Here is a 19,392-nt window from a genome sequence, read left to right on the forward strand (position 1 = left end):
AAACTTTTTCAGTAAGCTTTATTGTAATTGTCCGCGCAGAGCATAACGATCTTTTTCTAAACCGAAAGCGAAGAGAAAAGAATGGCTTATAGTGGGGTTAGAAAGAGTAAAAAAGAGAAAGAGAGCGATAACAGCCAATCCTGACGATAAACTAAACATAGTTTCGTAGGAAATTGCTAAAACCCCCAGAATTGGACCTGCTAAGGCCGTTCCCACATCAAAACCGCCGATACAGATAGAATAGGCCCGGCCGCGTTCTTGGGGCCTAGAGCGATCGGAGATTAAAGCCAGTAACATAGGGAATAAAATCCCCCCTCCCGTACCTTCGAGAATAGCGGCTAAAATTAAAGCGGAAGGAGATCGAGCAGAAGATAGAACCAACATGGATAAACCATAGCAAAAAACGCTAATAGTGATGAATAAACCCCGTCCATAGCGATCGCTGGCTCCTCCCGACAAAATCCGCCCGATTACGCCCGATACTGCCGCACAACTGTAGAATAGACCAGGACTAAAAGGTATCTGATTTTCGAGGAGAAACAGGGGTAAAAAAGCGACTAAACCACCGAATAAAGTACCAACCAGTAGAAAAACTAAGGTAGGGACTAAAAAAGCCCGCTCTTGACATAATGCCCAAAAACTGCGCTCAATTGTCCGATTTTCTGCCTTCATTTCCGCTAATTTTTTCTTGAAGTCCGGTTCTTGAATGGAGAAACCCAAGAGAAATGCGATCGCTCCTGAAGTGGCAGAAACTAGAAATAAACCGTCATAACCGATCGATTCGTAGAGATAACTGCCTAAAGCCGGACCTATTCCCATGCCTAGGAGTGCAGTTAGGCTCATATAACCAATTATCTCCCCCCGTTGACGAACGGGGGAAAAATCCACCACTAGGGTGCTGTAACCAGTGGTAAAAGCGGCAATACTGAGGCCATGGTAGGCGCGGACGGCGAATAAAGAGGAAAGATCGCGAAAAAATAGATAACCGAGGGGTGCGGTAGCGGCGACAATAGTTCCAAATAAAACCACTAATTTGCGACTGCGGCGATCGACTAGATTGCCTAACCAACTGCGCGATAAAATTAAACCGATGGCAAAGGCCCCCATGACAAAACCGATATCTTGTTTGCTACCGCCTAGGGAATCAATATAGATGGGGAGAGTGGGGACAAGAGTGGTGATACTTATCCAGAAAAACAGCGCCGTGACGAAGAGAATCAGTAGTTGACGACGAGTTTCGCCAGTAAGCGATCGAAAAGTTTTGAAAGCGTTCACAACAGCGACCGTCACGGGCAACAAAAAGACCCGGAGATCACGCCAGTCACAAGCATCCCGTATTGCTGCTACCTTCCGGTCCTGACAAGGTTAAGGCGTTGCGATCGCATGAGTCCGAGTCTTTTCTATCATAACATCTTTTTCCGGGATACTGGCATTTTTTTCCAGAGAATTTCCTCTCAATCTAGACTGGGAACAGAAATTTTCTCAACGAGGGGGTTTTTGCAATTGTTGTTGTAGAGAAATTTCTGGTTCGATCGCCAATCCGCTAAACTGTCGGATCAAGGGTGAAGGACTCTCCCTAGAATCGGCAGCGAGGAAAAATAACCAACGGCTGCCGGGGGTGAGTTGTTCAATGGAATTGAAGTTACTTGTCAACCAAATTAGCGGTAAATTAGGCAGATTAGCGTTTTTTTGACTAGCTTTTGCCTCTATACTGGCTAAAGTTTCTAAAATGATCCTCTCCCCCTGAATTAAACCCGTTTCACCGGTCCAGAGTTTCACATTTAATTGCCGACGATGGGCATAAAAATAGAGGGAAGCAGCGGCAATAATCGCCCGTTCAAAACTGTCTTCTTGCCAATCACAGAGGGTATCGAGACAGATAATCACTTCCTGTCCTCCCGTTAACACTTCTAATTCCCGAATTTGAAATTCTCCCAAACGGGCGCTAGTTTTCCAGTGAATTAAACGGGTAGAATCACCCTGGCGATATTGTCTCAGGTTACGCGTAAGTCCTTGACTAGCCCTTTGATAATAGCGATTATTTTCTAATTTTTGTGCCATCTCTTGACCGAGGGAATCGATTAGGGGACATTGTTGTAAGGGTAAAATTTGGGGATAAACTAAAGCTTTAGCCGCTGCTTGATGACAACGACGACACCAAAATAAACCGAGAGGGGCTGCTGTTCTTAATTGTACTTCTTGCCAGTGATAAATACCCCGTTTACTGGTGGGTAAATAATAGGTCCAACGATGGCAACTTTTGGGGGCAATCGTTTCTATTGGGGTTATTTTTGGCTGATCGAGAACTATAGGCAGGATATCTGTCACTTCTAACAGATTTATCGGCTGATTGCTAGTATTTTCTATCTCTAGGCTAATACTAAGATCGTCTCCCGCACTTACGGGTACAATGGCAAGACGACGCACTTTCAGGGGAAGAAGGGAACGACGGGGTAAAATTATCGATAAAATTAAAATGGCGATTGTCGTGCCAGAGATAGCATACAACCATCCCGCCATGGTATTGGTCGCCGCTCCGAAAAAACAGAGGGTAATGCCAATGATTACCCCACCACCGTAAGCGGGTAAAATACCGCGATCTTCTAACCAAGTTTTCATAGGGTTTAGTCGTTTTGTCGTCTTTGCTGGAAGGCTAAAAATCAGACCCACACTTCTAGAATTACCCCAAAAGCCCTCTGATCAGCGAAGGGAGTCCTATCCCTTGTCACTATTGTTATTTTTCTTAACAAAACTTAACAATTGATGGCAAAATTTTGCTTGCTTTTGTCGGCAGATTTTGGGATAATATTTTTAAAAGAGTTTATTCATAATTGGAATCTAAGCACTCAAGAGTAAACACAAACATACCATTATGAAACAAGCATAACCCAAGCCGCCGCTAAAGTCAAGCACTTACTCTAATTATTTTTCGCCTGAAACTTCTAATTCCGTGGTCGGTGGGGGGTTGGAGATATTAGTTAAAATAACAAAGGTTGAAACCCGTGTTTGCGGGAAGCTGCACCGATTTGTTCCATTTTAGGGACGGTAATTTGATTGCGTCCCCAGGAAAAATTAGTTTGCCAACCCTCCAACTCCAATAAAATCGCCTCAGCAAAACAGGCAAACATTTGACGAGAGGGAATATCCATATTAACGATTTTCATAATTTTCCAGTCAATATCGAGGGAATGCTCGACAATGCCGCCCTTAATCACAGAAACATCGGGGGCATTTAACACCGTGCCTAAATTTTTCGGATAACCACCATCAATAATAATGCAGGGGCGCTTGAGTTTATCTGGATCAATTTCCACCCCTTTAGGCATACTAGCCACCCAAACAATGATATCAGCCAGGGGTAAAGCCTCCTCTAGGGGAAGAATTTTACCGCGTCCTAACTCCTCTTGCAGAGATTGTAAACGCTCTTGATTGCGTGCCACACATATTAGTTCTTTTGTATCGGTTTTTTCATTTAACCAACGACAAACGGCGCTGCCGATATCTCCGGTGGCCCCACAAACCACGACGGTAGATTGAGCTAAATCGATGCCCATTTTGTCAGCGAGGGTTTGCACCTGAGTGCAGATGACGTAAGCGGTGTGGGTGTTACCGGTGGTAAAACGGCCAAAATCTAGCTCGATATTGCGCACCTGTCGATTATCTTTGAGATTAAACTCCTCGAAAATAATTGAAGAAAAACCGCCGAGTGCGGTGATATTGATATCACTTTTTTGAGCGAGTGCCATGGCATTTAGCACCTTACGAATAGCAGACTTTACCCAACGATTCGACAACATCTCCGGTAAAAAACAGGATTCGATGTATTTTCCTCTGATGGTTTGCCCCGTGATGCTGGTGACATGAAAATCATCGACAATTTGCGGGGGGGCAGCGCACCAAAAATCTAATCCCTGGTTAGCATATTCAGGATAACCTAGATCGTCGGCGACCGATTGGGCGTGTTCTAAACTGGTAAGATGACCTATAAGACCAAACATTGATTGTTCTTTCGTTAGACTAGATGGCACTAGATAAAAATTAGGATATTGCTAAGAAATCGTTAAGACTCTTAAATATAATACACAAAAGAGCCGCTCTGTGTTGAGCGGCAGCAGGGGAAAAAAAGAAATCTCGATGCTCAAGCTTTAGACGGCAGTTAATCCGTAGGCAGACATCCGCATGATATCACGGGTGCTGAAACCAATATTGCTTAACGCTTCCCCGTAGCTAATCATAAAGTCTTCCACGAGGGCCTCTTTTTCCATAGCGAGGACGCGAGCATCATTCTCGACTTGATTGAGCATTCTCCAGACAATGGGAAGATTAGCGCGATTTGCAGCTTCTAATTCCTCTTTAGCGGTTTCAAAGTTCGCTTTTAGCCATTCTTCGCCAAAATTGAGGTGTAAATATTCGTCTTTAACTACGCTTTCAGTAATTTTACGGGCAAAAGGATCAGCAACAGGAATATAAATATTATAGGCAGCGATCGCAAAAGCTTCGATAATCAAAGATTGGATCAATAAACAGGTAACAATTTTACCTTCTGCGTAGGCAATTTGGAAGTTATTGTGCAGAGAGGAAAAGAATTCTTTGGCATACTCCATATCAGGAGTGATTTTCAAATTTTGGCCGCAAGCTTGAAAACCTTTCATGTGACGGTTTTCCATTTTTGCCAGACGGTGTAACTCTTCTTTGTTATCGGTGAGGATGTCTGCTAATTGAATATAATTGCTATTGGCCTCGTATTCGCCTTCAATAACGATGGCATTAATGCGACTGTAGGCTGATTTATAGGTTTCGCTGGTGAAATCAAGCTCTAATGGTACAGCAAGCTCTGGCATAAACTCGATTGACTCCTATTTCTGACGAGATTTTTCCGATGTTCTTTCCAGTCTAGGGTAAGCCTTCTAGATGGAGTGATCTTTTTACGAGTCTAGCTCGATCGGTCTTTTTTGTATAGCTTGGCCTGAGGGGCTGACTTGCCAAGTTAACTATAGGGGTTATCTTTTGCCACTGAAAACAAATCTAGAGGCAATCCCTTCTCAAGGGAGGAGATTGCCGGCTGTTTGCTCAAACCGTGGCTAAAGATTTCCGGCGCTCGGCCTGTTGTAGGATCGCTTTGGCTGCCTGTTTACCCGATAAAGTGGCTCCTTCCATGCTATCAATGTAATCCTGTTGAGTATAACTACCAGCAAGGAAAAAGTTAGGGATAGGAGTCGCTTGCGAGGGACGATAGACATCCATCCCCGGTGCTTCCCGATAGAGACTCTGGGCCAATTTCACCACACTAAACCAAGTCATCTTTAACTCCCGCGAGGAGGGAAATAACTGATGGACCTGCGCTAAAACGTGCTGGGCAATATCTTCATTTTTAGCTTTAATAAAAGGGTCCCCAGGGGTTAAAACTAACTGTAATAAAGAACCTTCTCCGGGGCGATAATAATCCCTAGGACTGGTGAGAGCAAGATCTGCAAAACAGGAAAAATCCGCTTGGTGGGTGTACAAAAGATTGTCAATTCCCACCGCTTTTTGCAGTTGTCGGCGTTTTTCGGCATCATTTAACTCCGTCACCCAACCGTCAAAACGCAATTGTACCGTAGCGACGGGGACGGCTTCTAGTCGGAAAATATTGTCAAAAATCGGCATTTTTCGCCAATCTTGGGGAATGAGACGCTGAATACCGGGGACATCACCAGCGCAAACGTAGGCATCTGCGGTGATAGTTTCTGTGGTTTCTCCGTTAGCGACGATCATGCCATTAACTTGCAGATTTTCGCCCTCTCCAGAATAGAGAATTTCCCGCACCTGACGACGAGTAGAGATTTTGGCACCCCGGGCCTCCAGATAGTTAATAATCGGTTTATGCAGGTATTCGTGGGGGGAACCTTCTAACATCCGCAGGACGGAAGCTTCGGTTTTAGCGGCAAAAAATTGGAAAATCGTCAGCATACAACGGGCCGAGATATTTTCCGTATCGATAAATCCTAAGGCATAGGCGATCGGATTCCACATTTTTTTTAAACTGCCTTCATTACCGCCATGGCTACGAAACCAATCGGCAAAACTAATCGAGTCCAGATCCCGAATCGTTTTCATCGCTCCTTGAAAGTCTATCAGACCGCGGACAATGGGACTGGTACCTAAGGCCAGAGAATTAAAGATTTTATCGGCTGCCGAGAGTTGGGAGGAGGTAAAAAAGGCTTTTAAACCGTTAAAAGGCGCACCTGCAGCGAAACGGAAGTCTAATTCGCCGATTTTTCCCCCTTCGTTGATAAAAGTGTGGGTGTGTTCTTTGAGCAGTAGGGATTGAAAAGCGCCCACTTTTTTCATTAACTCAAAAAGATTATAGTAACAGCCAAAAAAGACGTGCAAGCCCATCTCGATGTGATTACCGTCCGCATCTACCCAACTACCGACTTTTCCACCGACAAAGGGACGAGATTCTAAGATTTCTACTGTACAGCCCGCATCGACCAGATCGATAGCTGTTGCCATTCCCGCTAACCCTGCACCAACGATCACCACTCGCATTTGTCAAGTTCCTGTTACAATTTTTCACTAAATCTTTATTTTACCCCGATCGGTCTGGTGTTTCTTGCTGGCGATTTTTTCAGGGGCGCTTGAGAGCGTGGCAGAATAATTGAGAGTTGCACTAGGGAGAAGTCATTTTGAAGCGATCGCTAGAGGGGAAACAGGGATTAATTATTGTCAGTATTATTTGGATATTGGGGATATTAGTCGATAGATTCTGGTTTAGTCTCGATCATACTATTCCTGCTTGGGATCAGGCCGATTATCTCAACGGTGGGATTATCTATACCCAAGCTTTCCAAAATTCGCGCTGGTTTGATGGGGATTGGTGGCGCGATTTATGGCTAATGTCGCCGAAAATTCCCCCTTTAACCTATCTTTTAACGATTCCCTTCTTTAATCTCTTTGGTATTAGTCTTGACGCGGGTATGTGGGTAATGGCCATCTATAGCGCCCTACTGCTCTTTTCTGTGTATGGATTGGGAATTATCCTCTTTAATGGGACTGTGGCTTTATGGGCGGTCTTAATCTGTCAATTTCTACCCGGTTTATACTATTATCGCCTCGAATATCTCTTAGATTTTCCCTTAGCGGCAATTGTAACGTTTTCTTACTTCTGCTTGACACGGTGGCGATTTAGTGGTCAAGGCTGGCTAAAAGCGATCGCTTTCGGGATTTCTTTCGGTTTAGGGATGTTAGTCAAACAAACCGCCCTATTTTTCCTCTTTTTGCCGATTTTGTGGGTATTGGGCGAAAATCTTTGGCGAAAACGTTGGGGTAATCTAGCGCAATTAATGCTGAGTTTTTTGACGGCAGCATTGCTAATGTTTCCCTGGTATCGGACGAATTGGTTATTAATGTTAACTGCGAGCAAACGTGCCACGGTAGATTCGGCGATTTTGGAGGGAGATCCGCCTCTTACCAGTCCTGATGCCTGGACATTTTACGCCCAAGTTTTACCCTATTTTCTTTCTTGGGTATTGTTATTAGTTCCCCTGGTGGGATTATTAATCTCATTACGTCATAGAAAAACCGAAGATAAGGTTAATCGTCCTGTGTGGATTTGGTTAGGATTTTTTCTGCTGGGGGGATACCTATTATCATCCCTAAATATCAATAAAGATGCTCGTTATATTTTGCCGCTTTTACCGACTTTATCCTTAATTTTATCCGTTGGTTTATTATCTTGGCGTGGTCGTTTTGCCCCTGGTATCCGTTGGGGAACGATAACTATTGCCGCTATCCTCACCAGCTTAAATTTATTTCCCTTGGGGGGAGATATAATTACTAACGTTTTCAGTCCCAAATTACAACACCATCCCTATTTAAAAACTGGTTGGCAGCACGAAGAAGTAGTTAAAGAGATTCTAGCCGATTCTCCCTATCTTCGCAGCACCCTAGGGGTTTTACCTTCCACCCCCGAATTAAATCAACATACCTTCTCTTTCTACGGTGGTAAACATAATTCCCAGGTTGCCGGCAGACAGGTGGGAGTTCGGGAAGAAGATATAGAAAAGGATGTCAATTCTTTAGATTGGTTTTTAACTAAAACTGGTGAACAGGGTTCCGTCCCCGATGTCCAGAAAAAAATTGTTAATCGAGTCGCCACCGGACCAGATTTCCAAGTGGAAAAAACTTGGCAGCTACCGGATGATAGTACCCTTTCCCTACACCGTAAAATAGACCCCTCCGTCACGGTTAAACCCCTTGAAAATGCGCCAAAACAGGTGGAATTAAGAGAGATTGCCATTGCCAAAAAAGCCTCTCCTAATCAACCCATTCCCGTGGTTTACAAATGGGCCGGAGACTGGCAACAATTAAAGTCAGGAATAGTAATTTTAACTTGGCAAGAAGTGGACGGTAAGGATTATTGGATGCACGATCATGGTATTGCTATGGGGGGATTAATGGCAAAAAAATTAACTCCAGAAGAGCAACCAAAGGGTTTTGAAGTCACTGAAAAAACTGCCATGCAGTCGGCAGCAACCCCCGGAGTTTATCGCTTATCTGCTGTCTATCTCAATCGGGAAACTGGCGAAACCTATCCGATTAAAACTAATGCTCAAATTACTATCGATCCTCAAGTTGCCAAGTTAGCAACGCCCCAATTAGATTTAGTGACCCAATTGCGCTTAAAGTCTGCTAATATTGGCCAAGGATTAACGGGTATTGAACCAATTTTTGAGTTAACTAATCGTATCAATCAATACGATTCGATTCAGGATTATGTGCTGCAAGCAGACAAGGCTTTTTCCTATCGTTTACAGCAACAAAACCCCCCCGATAAATTATCTTTAGCCTACGGATTAGCAATTTCTAAGGTACTACAACAGGATGTGGCAGGGGCAATAAAAGCCACGGAGGAAATGATTAAAATTGACCCCCATAATCCCTATCATTATGCTTATCAAGGGTTTATTTATCTGTACGATTGGCAACCGCAAGCAGCCCAAAAAGTCTTAGATAAAGCTAGACAATTAAATCCCGATAGTGAGGAAATTAAGACTTTAAATGCAGTGGCTGCCTTGATGGGGGGAAATCTCGTTAAAGCTTGGCAATTATGGCAGTCAAATTAAAATAGAGTGGGAAGTGGGGTGTGGGGTGTGGGGAGTTTTCTCAGTGAACTGATAAGTACCTAAGCAAAATTAATTACACAAATCTAACCCCCCCCTTGCCTCTTGCCTCTTGCATAAGTGCCTTTCTTCACTAGGAAATTTATTTTGCACGACTACTTAACTGATAACTGATAACTGATAACTGATTCCTGACTTCTAACCCAATGTTGGACAAAAATAAGTAAAAATTATTGGTTTATTGCAAAAACTTAAGAATATTTAAATTAACATTCCGCAATATTTATAAATTCTTAAGAATTAATTGAGAAAGATTTTTATTTAACAACGACGTTATGATGGTAACAGCGATTTGATAGAATTTCATAATGGGCTATTCTGTGCTTTTTTGGGCAGCAATGGTTGAAACCCTTGCCACACCTAGAAGGTGATCCTAATTAAGACGGGTAAATCAGTCAATTTCACCCACAACGATGATCTTTTTTTTATGTAGTTTTATTGCAAAAAAAAAGTTTTTTTGACAAAAAGCACAAAGTATGATAGGAACCCAAGGTATTTCTGGTTGCGAGTAATTATTGTAGAGAAGGGAGAAGGGGAGAAGGGAGTGAGAAGTGGGGAAGCTGTCTCATCACCCTATCACCCCAAAACCCTATCACCCTATCTCCTGACTCCTGACCCCACTAACAAACTTTTTCAGCAAACCCTACTTAATTTAACAACTCCCTGGGATCGGTGACTTCCCCTTTAATCGCTGCCGCTACCACCATCGCCGGACTCATCAACAAAGTACGCCCGGAAGCGGAACCTTGACGACCTTTAAAATTACGATTGGAGGAGGAAGCGCTGATCTGATCTCCCTGCAATTTATCGGGATTCATGGCTAAACACATGGAACAGCCAGCCTCGCGCCATTCAAAGCCTGATGCTAGGAAAATTTGGTCTAATCCTTCCGCTTCCGCCTGTTTTTTGACTCTTTCGGAACCGGGGACGATAAAAGCTTTCACATGGGGGGCCACACGATGACCTTGGGCAAATTTGGCCGCTTCGCGCAGATCACTGATCCGGCCGTTAGTACAGCTACCGACGAAGCAGACATCGATTTTTGTGCCTTTAATCGGGGTGCCGGGGGTGAGTTTCATGTATTGATAGGCTTCCTCTGCGATCGCTCTTTCACTGGCCGGTAAACTTTCGGGAGTGGGAATGACTTCGTTAACCCCGATTCCTTGGCCCGGAGTGATCCCCCAAGTAACGGTGGGTTCGATTTCACCGGCATCGAAGACCACCACATCGTCATAAACCGCATCGGCATCGCTTTTAATGCTTTCCCACCAATTAACCGCACTTTCCCAGTCTTTAGGCGCAAAATCAAGACCTTTGAGGTAATCGTAGGTGATCTGATCGGGGTTGATATAACCACATCGGGCCCCACCTTCGATCGCCATGTTACAAATCGTCATCCTTTCTTCCATGGACATCTGTTCGATTGTACTACCAGCGTACTCGTAGGCGTAACCAACACCGCCTTTAACGCCTAATTGACGGATAATATGAAGAATTACATCTTTAGCATAGACCCCGGGATTTAAATCGCCGTTTACCTCCACTCGACGCACTTTTAATTTCGATAGGGATAGGGTTTGGGTAGCAAGAACATCGCGTACTTGGGAAGTGCCGATGCCAAAAGCGATCGCACCAAAAGCGCCGTGGGTGGAGGTGTGGGAATCACCACAGGCGATCGTCATCCCAGGTTGGGTTAGTCCCTGTTCGGGAGCGATCACATGAACTATGCCCTGATTGCCGGAACCGATGCCGTAGAAAGGAATATGATTGGTTTGAACATTAGTTTCGATCGCTCGGATCATTTCCTCGGCCAAATCGTCAAGGAAAGGACGTGCTTGATTTTCGGTGGGGACGATGTGATCGACGGTAGCAATAGTCCGTCTGGGAAATAATACTTTTAAACCTCTTTCTCTTAGCATCGAAAAAGCTTGCGGACTGGTGACTTCATGCACTAGATGCAGTCCGATAAATAATTGTGTCTGTCCACTGGGAAGAATCTTAACCGTGTGTGCGTCCCAGACTTTATCGAATAATGTTCTTGCGCTCATTGACTTGGGAATGATAGTCATCTCCCTAATCATATCAGCTAACCCTGGCCGATAAATATTAATTTTTTCTTTTCTCTTGGTTAGGAGGGATAAGAGATAAATAGCTTTGTTTTTGCTAGATTAAAACCATCAGTTCTTGAGTGAAAGAAACGACTTTCTTCAATAACTATTTGAGTAATTACTGATGCTCTTTACCCCCTGATCCCTATAATTTTTTAAATAGGATTTAGTATAACATTATCTTGATTTCGCTCCAGGAACCATAGCAATAAAAAATTTATTCTTTTCTTGTCACCGCTAAATTCTGCTCGCTAACTCTCTTGTTCAGATAAATTTCTCCGAGAACAATTAATCCTAGAATCAGAGGTAAACTCAGCCATGCTCCTAGGTTTCCTAAATAGTTAATACTAATATAGTAATACTCAAAGATTCTACCAAATTAACTAACAAGAGAGGTCATGGAAGTCTTACCGATATTCCTCATTGCCTTTTGCTATCAGACAACTAATACAACTAGCCATGATGATTAATCATACTCTTTTTTAGGCAACAGCAAGAAATCGTGGAGTTCAAAAGCGGGTTTCATCAATTTCCGTCTTAATACTAGGCAAATTCAAAAAAACCTTGATTGGCAAGCGCCCTTTACTTTATAGGAGCGATTAGCCCTAACAATGGAGCAATAAAATACTTAGTCGGCTTTCTTGTCATTTAGATTTCCCGCAAATTTTACCATCAATAGTAAGATAAGAGGGAGTTTCTTGTCTTGACCTATAAGTTTCCCCAGAGAAGCATGACAGTTTTAATTATTGTAGCTCATCCCGACGATGAAGTCTTGGGCTGTGGTGGCACTGCCGCCGCTCTTGCCGCTCAAGGCGTTGCCGTGTACCCTTGTATCTTATCTGGTCAGGTGGATGCCCGCCGTCAGCGTCCCGATTTGCCGGATTTATTGGAAGATATTAAGGCATCTAAAACTATAATTGGTTTTAAAAGCGCAATTTTAGGTAATTTTCCGAATATACAATTTAATACGATTCCCCATCTAGAGCTAGTGCAGTTTATCGAGCAGGCCATCCAGCAAACTCAGGCAGATATTATCTTTACTCATCATCCTCACGATCTGAACAACGACCACCATCATACCTCGATCGCTTGTCAGGCAGCTGCCAGATTATTTCAGCGTCGCTCGGACTTACCCCCCTTACGGGGACTATACTTTATGGAGATTTTATCGGCGACGGATTGGTCTTTTCCCGTGCAAGGCAATAGCTTTTCTCCCGATACCTTCTTTGAAATCGGCGAAACTTGCTTGAAACAAAAAATCGAAGCCCTGCGTTCTTATCGAGGAGTGATGAGAGATTTTCCTCACCCTCGTAGCCCTGAAATCCTGACGGGTTTAGCTGCCTACCGAGGTGGACAGGCGGGAATGAAGTACGCGGAAGCCTTTCAAACTGCTTTTCAGGCTTTGACAATTGGGGGGATTAGAGGTTATACCAAGTAAAAAGTTAAAAGTAACAAAGGGAAAACTTGATCGTGTCTGGGTTTTCGCTGTTCTTTCTCTAGCTTAAATTGTGAAAGTTGGTGTTGATCTATGTATAGTTCTTACGGAAAACGTCTTTTAGATATTGTCTTAGCGGCGATCGCATTATTAATTCTATCTCCGCTCATGTTATTAACCGCCCTAGCCATTTATCTAGAGGATGGTGCTTCGCCGCTGTTTCGACAACAGCGCGTCGGCCAAGAGGGAAAATTGTTTGAACTGCTGAAGTTTCGGAGTATGGGGGTTAATGCGGCCCAAGTTCCTTCGGCGCAGGCTAATTCTTTAACGATTACTCGTATTGGCCAATTTATTCGTCGGACTAATATAGATGAACTGCCCCAGTTAATTAATATTTTACGAGGGGATATGAGTATAGTTGGCCCCCGCCCCGCCCTACCTTCTCAAACAGACCTGTGCAGGCTACGAGAGCGAAACGGCTCCACTGGTTGTAAACCGGGGTTAACGGGATTAGCACAAGTCAATTCCTACGATAATATGCCTGATTTAGAAAAGGGAGAATGGGATGGTAAGTATGCTGGTAAGATCTCCTTTTGGGGAGATGTAACTATCATTTTTAGAACCTTTGGTTATCTAACTAAAAAACCTCCAGTTTATTAAGGTCAGTTTTTATGAAATTTGCTTTTGTTACCTGTGTACAATTGGGTCTTGCTTGTATGGAAACCATCTACGAACAAGGTGGCAAACTAGACTTAGTGATTACTCTCAAAGATAACCTCGCTCAAGATAAATCAGGGCGGATTTATGTGGATTCTTTCTGTCAGCAGCGAGGTATAGAAGTTGTAAAAATTCGTAGTGTCAACGCTCCAGAAGTTATTCAATCCCTGCAAGAGAGAGAAATCGATTGGCTGTTCATCATTGGTTGGTCTCAAATCGCTAAACCACCAGTTCTTCAGGCAGTAAAAAGGGGTGTACTAGGAATGCACCCGACACTGCTGCCCGTAGGCCGCGGTCGCGCTTCTATTCCTTGGGCGATTATCAAAGGATTACCTGAAACAGGAGTGAGTTTATTTCAATTAGATGAAGGGGTGGATACAGGCCCGATTTTAGCCCAGGAAAAATTAGCGATCGCTGCTGATGAAACAGCAACGACTCTTTATCAACGGGTGGCGATCGCTCACCAGCAGTTGATCGGTCGCATCTGGCCAGAACTAATTAGCGATCGCTTACAACCAAGACCACAAGATGACTCTCAAGCGACTGAATGGCCTGGAAGGACTCCCGAAGATGGGCAAATTTACCCGACGATGACCGTCACCGAGGTGGACCGTCTGGTGCGTGCCACCACCCATCCCTATCCGGGGGCATTCTGGAAAGAACAAGACCAAATGATCAGAATCTGGCGTGGTGCGATCGGGAAATCCGCACAACCGCAACCCCCTAACAGCCGGCGCTTGTATCTAAGCGATGGTGTTTTTGATGCTATAGACTATGAGAGCCTGAGTTCGACATAAATAACACCCCTAATTCTGCCCTGGGCTAAAACGTTGTTTAATCAGGGCAACCACCAGAAAACTAATCAGAAAACTGATGACTGAGAGTGGGGATAATAACATAGGGATTTTTGCGCTCAGATTCATTATCGATCCTACGCTGTTCGGTGACAAAAAGTGCAGATATTGCCCTCGTGGTTTTAGTCAGTGTCAGCATCGCACTTCAACAGCTAAGGCGCTCTGAAGTTTGGGGGATATTAGCAGAAATTTTAGGTTTAACTTACTCTCGATCGCTTTTTACCTGACTGATGCGACGAACGTTTAAAACATCGCTCATCAGCTTAATTTGAGTAACACAGCGTTCAAATTGTTGCAGGTCTTTTACTTCAATTTTCAGGGAAATTAAAGCGGGTTTACCGAAATTAGTCTTAACTCCGGCATTGCGAACGTTAATATTTTGGTCACTTAAACGAGAGAGAATATCTTTTAAAACCCCGACGCGATCAATCACTTCAATCTGAATATTTACCGGATAAGTTTGATAACGTCCCTGGTCATCTATGGGGTTCCAACTAACAGGAATTAAGCGTTCAGCTTCGGCTTTTTCCACATTCGAGCAGCCCTGACGGTGAATAACAATACCTTCCCCCGCATGGGCAACTATACCAGTAATATTTTCTCCGGGTAAAGGACAACAACAACCAGCCAAACGATAGACTAATCCCTCCACACCGGCGATCGGTGATTTACTGACGGGTAAAGCCCTTTGAACGGGAGAAGGTGGTAGAATCAATTGGGAATCAGTTAGGACATCGGGCGGATTTTTGACCGTTAAAATTTCCTGTTGATTTTTAACTGTTTCTTGCAGACGATTAACCACATTTTTTAGGGTAACTTCGCCGTAACCCAAAGCCGCCAATAAATCATCTACTGCCACATAATTGCACTGTTTAGCCACCGATTGCATTCGTTCTGATTTCAGCAGGGCATCGAAGCCAGTTTTCCCCAATTCTTTCTCTAATAAATCACGACCTCGGCTAATATTTTCTTCTCGTCGTGATTTTTTGTACCATTGCCGGATGCGATTTCTGGCGCTAGGAGTAACGACAAAATTTAACCAATCTAAACTAGGGTGACTATTTTTGCTGGTGAGAATTTCCACCAGATCACCATTTTGCAAGGGAGCATCAAGAACTGACCATTTACCATTAATTCTTGCCCCTTTCATCTGATTACCTACTTCGCTATGAATATGATAGGCAAAATCTACCGGTGTCGCACCTTGGGCCAGAGCCACCACATCACCTTTGGGGGTAAAAACATAGATATCTTCTTCAAAGAAATTATTTTTGAGGCCATCCATGTATTCTTGGCCATCTTTAAGGTCTTTTTGCCAGTCGAGCAGATTACGCAGCCAAGCGAATTTTTCATCCGCGGCGGTTAAAGTTGTTTGACTAGAACCAGTTTCTTTATACTTCCAATGGGCTGCAATCCCGTATTCAGCAACATGGTGCATTTCTAGGGTGCGAATCTGCACTTCTAGGGGACGGGCATTTAAACCAACAACGGTGGTATGGAGGGATTGATAACGGTTAGCTTTTGGTAAACCGATATAGTCTTTAAAACGGTTGGGAATCGGAGTAAATTGGTCGTGAACTACGGCTAAACAACGATAACATTCCTCTTTAGTTTCGACGATAATGCGGACGGCGGCGATATCATAAATCTGCTCGAATTCTTTACCCTGATTGTGCATTTTATGATAGATGCCGTAGAGATGTTTGGGGCGACCCTGTAAATCAAGAACTTTTATGCCAATTTCTTGCAATTTTTCCCGCAATGTGTTAACAACTGTTTCGATGCGGGACTCTCGATCGATACGCTTTTCCGATACCAATAACTGCACGGTGCGATAAGCATCGGGTTCGAGGTATTTAAAGCATAAATCCTCTAATTCCCATTTAAATCGCCCAATCCCTAAACGGTTAGCCAGAGGAGCAAAGATTTCTCTAGTTTCGAGGGCGATGCGTTGCTGCTGTTGCGGGTTGAGGTGTTCGAGGGTTTGCATATTGTGCAGGCGATCGGCTAATTTGACCACGATGACGCGGATATCTTGAGCCATCGCCAGGAACATTCGGCGAAAATTCTCGGCTTGCCGTTCAGTTTTGCTAGAAAAGTTGAATTTGGAGAGTTTTGTCACCGCTTCCACCAAATTACGCACCTCAACACCGAATCTAGCCTCGATTTCTTCGGGGGTGACTTCCGTATCTTCCACCACATCGTGAAGGAATCCCGCCGCGATCATTGCCCCATCACCCCCCAGATCCCGCAGTAATCCCGCTACAGCTATGGGATGGGCGATATAGGGTTCCCCGGATTTGCGATACTGGCCCTCGTGGAGTTTGTAGGCGAAATTAAAGGCCCGACAGATTAAATCGCTATCGGGATTCTGGGGGTCGTTTTCGTAGGTAATTAGGCATTCTTGCAGCCAATCGGGTAAAACTAACGCTTTTTTCGGTTCCGTGGCTCGGGGAAGGGCGCTGAGGGTTTCTGGTTGGGTGGCAGTGATGGCGTTCATGGTTGGATCGGGGGGATAATAGGGGTGGTGGAGACGGATAACTAGAAAATTATTAGGCCGAAGGGATGCCAGATTACTTAACTCTCTAACACTGGCATCGGATCGATCGGCGAAAAGGGCGGGATTCTTTTAAGTTTTTGTCTCTGGTCGGGAGGAGGACTTGCAACCGTGACGGCAAATCGTTAATCTTATGTAACAAATTCTAACGCGCTTTGTATTGGATGCTACCGACAAATTACCATCAAGCCTACAAATCTTTGTTAAGAAAACTGGAGGATTTCAGTCTTGCCCTTCTGGATGGGGATGCTTCCACGGGGTTACAATCTTTTCAAGCTTTACAAACCTGTCTAGAAGGGGAGATATTGTCACTAAATGATGACAATTTCAGCCCAGAGGTGGCTAATCGTTGGCGCACAGTCCAGACGGAACTATATCGATCGTGGCGATTGCTGGAGACGGATTGGTTATTTTTGGCCTCGGCCCGGCAAGGACGGGAGAAGCGTTTACAGATAATTAGCGAGCGAGTGGCGACTTTAAAGGGGTATTGTCAGGTTTTGTTAGGGTCAGTTGTCGATTACTGATTAAATGCTCGATCGCCGTTTGTGTGGCATACTTGACCCTAAGTAGGTAGGCGTTAAAAATTATCAGATGCCCCCCTTATCAAGGGGGATCCCCCCGCCTATCGGCACCCCCCTTATCAAGGGGGGCAGGGGGGATCGGCACCCCCCTTATCAAGGGGGATCCCCCCGCCTATCGGCACCCCCCTTATCAAGGGGGGCAGGGGGGATCGGCACCCCCCTTATCAAGGGGGGATCCCCCCGCCTATCGGCACCCCCCTTATCAAGGGGGGCAGGGGGGATCAGAGGCAAAATCTATCTTCGATTTAATTATAACTACTTACTTAAGTCCTAACTTTTATCGTTACCGATCGCCTCATGTTGGAAATTAAAAACCTAAAAATTGCCTACCCGACCGAATTAAGTTCTCCCTCCTGGGCGATCGATGGGGTATCTTTTAGTATAGGCCAAGGGGAAACCCTGGGATTAGTGGGTGAATCTGGTTGTGGAAAATCGACCATCGGTAAGGCTATTTTAAGGTTATTACCTAATCGCACTCACGTGGAAGGTGAGATTACCTTTGAAGGGCGATCGCTTTTATCTTTGTCTAGCAAACAGTTGGAAAAGTTTCGCGGGGAAGCGGTGGGATTAGTCTTTCAAGATCCGATGACGCGACTGGATCCGCTGATGACTATTGGCGATCATTGTGTGGAAACTTTGCAAGCTCATCGACGAAATTTAACCTATCGTCAAGCTAAAAGTCAAGCTTGTACTGTCCTAGAAAAAGTAAAAATTCCCGCTAATCGTTGGTCCCAATATCCTCACGAATTTAGCGGAGGAATGCGGCAAAGAGTGGCCATTGCTTTAGCTTTATTATTAAACCCTAAGTTAATTATTGCCGATGAACCCACCACCAGTTTAGATGTGACGGTTTCGGCGGAAATTCTGCGGGAATTAAAGCGTTTATGTAGCGAGGAACAGATGGGATTATTGTTAATTTCCCATGATTTAGCGCTGGTGGGAGAATATTGCGATCGATTAGCGGTGATGCAGGGGGGCAAAATTGTCGAATCGGGAGCGGTAAAAACAGTTTTTAATACACCTGAACACCCCTACACCCGTTCTCTTTTAGCCGCCGCTTTACACCTACAGCTGCGGGAGGAAAAATTAACGGCAATTCAAGGCAAAGAAACGGTGTTAAAGGTGGATAATTTAAAACAGTATTATACCCTAGAGGGTAACTTTTTAGATAGTTTTTTTAAGAAAGAAAAGAAATTTATTAAAGCGGTGGATGAAGTCAACTTTGAACTGTATCGAGGGGAAATATTCGGTTTAGTTGGGGAGTCGGGGTGTGGGAAAAGTACCCTATCGCGAACCCTATTACAGTTAATTAAACCCACCGGGGGAAAAGTGGAATTTTTAGGAGAAGATTTAACCCCTTTATCGGGGGAAAAAATGCGTCCCAAACGACGCTTAATGCAGATGATTTTTCAGGATCCCCTCGCTTGTCTCAATCCTCTAATGACGGTGGGAGAAAGTATCGCTGATCCGCTTTTGATCCACCAAAAAGTCAGTCTAGAAACCGCTAAAAAACAGGTTTTGGAAATGTTAGATCGAGTCGGTTTGACACCGGTAGAGGAATTTTATCGACGCTATCCTAGAGAGTTATCGGGGGGACAACAGCAAAGGGTAGCCATTGCTCGCGCTTTAATTACTCGTCCAGAATTAGTTATTTGTGATGAACCGGTTAGTATGCTCGATGCTAGTGTCCAGACACAGGTTTTAGAGTTAATGTTAGAGTTACAAAAGTTATTTAATCTCACTTATTTATTTATAACTCATGATCTTTGGTTAGCGAGATTCCTCTGCGATCGAATTGCGGTGATGACTGCGGGTAAAATAGTTGAAATGGGTGACACTGAACAAATTTTTAGCCATCCCCAACACCCCTACACTCAAAAATTAATCGCCGCAGCCCCGAGAATTTATCCCGACAGCAACTAAAATCGCTCTAGGGGTGTTTATAATTGTTATCATCTAGATATAGCTAGGAAAGA

The 19,392-nt window shown here is 44.2% G+C and carries 14 protein-coding genes, 1 other RNA gene and 1 pseudogene; 6 read left to right on the top strand and 10 right to left on the bottom strand.

The features are described from left to right. Positions 1–18 precede the first annotated feature (18 nt). The 6 genes from ACQY1X_RS23675 to zds all read right to left on the bottom strand — a co-directional run bounded on the left by ACQY1X_RS23675 (position 19) and on the right by zds (position 6,531). Positions 19–1,290, bottom strand: coding sequence for an MFS transporter (locus tag ACQY1X_RS23675; protein WP_430013677.1), 1,272 nt, complete (start codon positions 1,288–1,290; stop codon positions 19–21). 9 nt (positions 1,291–1,299) lie between these two features. Then, an RNA gene (ffs, locus tag ACQY1X_RS23680) (signal recognition particle sRNA small type) lies at positions 1,300–1,396 on the bottom strand. An 86-nt stretch (positions 1,397–1,482) separates the two neighbouring features. Then, entirely contained in the window at positions 1,483–2,619 is a 1,137-nt protein-coding gene (locus ACQY1X_RS23685) for a DUF58 domain-containing protein (protein ID WP_430015221.1), read from the bottom strand. 359 nt (positions 2,620–2,978) lie between these two features. Continuing rightward, the gene (locus ACQY1X_RS23690; protein WP_002739243.1) at positions 2,979–3,998 is read right to left on the bottom strand and encodes a long-chain acyl-[acyl-carrier-protein] reductase; all 1,020 of its coding nucleotides are present in this window, start codon (positions 3,996–3,998) and stop codon (positions 2,979–2,981) included. A 147-nt stretch (positions 3,999–4,145) separates the two neighbouring features. Continuing rightward, positions 4,146–4,841, bottom strand: a complete 696-nt coding sequence (locus ACQY1X_RS23695) for an aldehyde oxygenase (deformylating) (RefSeq protein ID WP_430013679.1) — start codon at positions 4,839–4,841, stop codon at positions 4,146–4,148. A gap of 229 nt (positions 4,842–5,070) precedes the next feature. After that, on the bottom strand, positions 5,071–6,531 hold the full coding sequence (gene zds, locus ACQY1X_RS23700; protein ID WP_002755392.1) for a 9,9'-di-cis-zeta-carotene desaturase: 1,461 nt from the start codon (positions 6,529–6,531) through the stop codon (positions 5,071–5,073). A gap of 137 nt (positions 6,532–6,668) precedes the next feature. Here zds and ACQY1X_RS23705 point away from each other — a divergent pair, with 137 nt between their 5' ends. Next, on the top strand, positions 6,669–9,107 hold the full coding sequence (locus ACQY1X_RS23705; protein ID WP_430015222.1) for a glycosyltransferase family 39 protein: 2,439 nt from the start codon (positions 6,669–6,671) through the stop codon (positions 9,105–9,107). 704 nt (positions 9,108–9,811) lie between these two features. On the opposite strand, the gene leuC is transcribed toward ACQY1X_RS23705, so the two are convergent. Together leuC and ACQY1X_RS23715 are read right to left on the bottom strand one after the other, a co-directional pair. Then, positions 9,812–11,212, bottom strand: coding sequence for a 3-isopropylmalate dehydratase large subunit (leuC, locus tag ACQY1X_RS23710; protein ID WP_149107452.1), 1,401 nt, complete (start codon positions 11,210–11,212; stop codon positions 9,812–9,814). 277 nt (positions 11,213–11,489) lie between these two features. Further along, positions 11,490–11,624: pseudogene (locus ACQY1X_RS23715) on the bottom strand (MraY family glycosyltransferase); the annotation flags it as partial. Positions 11,625–12,002: 378 nt separating this feature from the next. On the opposite strand from ACQY1X_RS23715, the gene ACQY1X_RS23720 reads away from it, so the two are divergent. The 3 genes from ACQY1X_RS23720 to ACQY1X_RS23730 all read left to right on the top strand — a co-directional run bounded on the left by ACQY1X_RS23720 (position 12,003) and on the right by ACQY1X_RS23730 (position 14,221). Beyond that, positions 12,003–12,710, top strand: a complete 708-nt coding sequence (locus tag ACQY1X_RS23720) for a PIG-L deacetylase family protein (protein ID WP_430015223.1) — start codon at positions 12,003–12,005, stop codon at positions 12,708–12,710. A 90-nt stretch (positions 12,711–12,800) separates the two neighbouring features. Next, complete coding sequence (locus ACQY1X_RS23725) at positions 12,801–13,367, top strand: sugar transferase (protein ID WP_430015224.1); 567 nt, start codon at positions 12,801–12,803, stop codon at positions 13,365–13,367. Between the two features lie 11 nt (positions 13,368–13,378). Further along, positions 13,379–14,221 carry a formyltransferase family protein gene (locus ACQY1X_RS23730; protein WP_272015397.1) on the top strand — a complete coding sequence of 281 codons (843 nt, stop codon included), beginning with the start codon at positions 13,379–13,381 and terminating at the stop codon, positions 14,219–14,221. 61 nt (positions 14,222–14,282) lie between these two features. Here the strand turns inward: ACQY1X_RS23730 and ACQY1X_RS23735 are convergent, their stop codons facing one another. Together ACQY1X_RS23735 and ACQY1X_RS23740 are read right to left on the bottom strand one after the other, a co-directional pair. Further along, on the bottom strand, positions 14,283–14,417 hold the full coding sequence (locus tag ACQY1X_RS23735; protein WP_255527470.1) for a hypothetical protein: 135 nt from the start codon (positions 14,415–14,417) through the stop codon (positions 14,283–14,285). A 63-nt stretch (positions 14,418–14,480) separates the two neighbouring features. Continuing rightward, positions 14,481–16,778 (bottom strand): RelA/SpoT family protein, encoded by a 2,298-nt coding sequence (locus tag ACQY1X_RS23740; protein ID WP_430013681.1) that lies wholly within the window; start codon positions 16,776–16,778, stop codon positions 14,481–14,483. A gap of 221 nt (positions 16,779–16,999) precedes the next feature. On the opposite strand from ACQY1X_RS23740, the gene patD reads away from it, so the two are divergent. Next, the gene (gene patD / locus ACQY1X_RS23745; protein ID WP_002778268.1) at positions 17,000–17,359 is read left to right on the top strand and encodes a heterocyst frequency control protein PatD; all 360 of its coding nucleotides are present in this window, start codon (positions 17,000–17,002) and stop codon (positions 17,357–17,359) included. Positions 17,360–17,713: 354 nt separating this feature from the next. Then, positions 17,714–19,339, top strand: coding sequence for a dipeptide ABC transporter ATP-binding protein (locus ACQY1X_RS23750; protein WP_430015225.1), 1,626 nt, complete (start codon positions 17,714–17,716; stop codon positions 19,337–19,339). Positions 19,340–19,392: the final 53 nt, after the last annotated feature.

This window comes from Microcystis protocystis FBCC-A270 (assembly GCF_050500235.1).
Lineage (GTDB): Bacteria > Cyanobacteriota > Cyanobacteriia > Cyanobacteriales > Microcystaceae > Microcystis > Microcystis ichthyoblabe_A.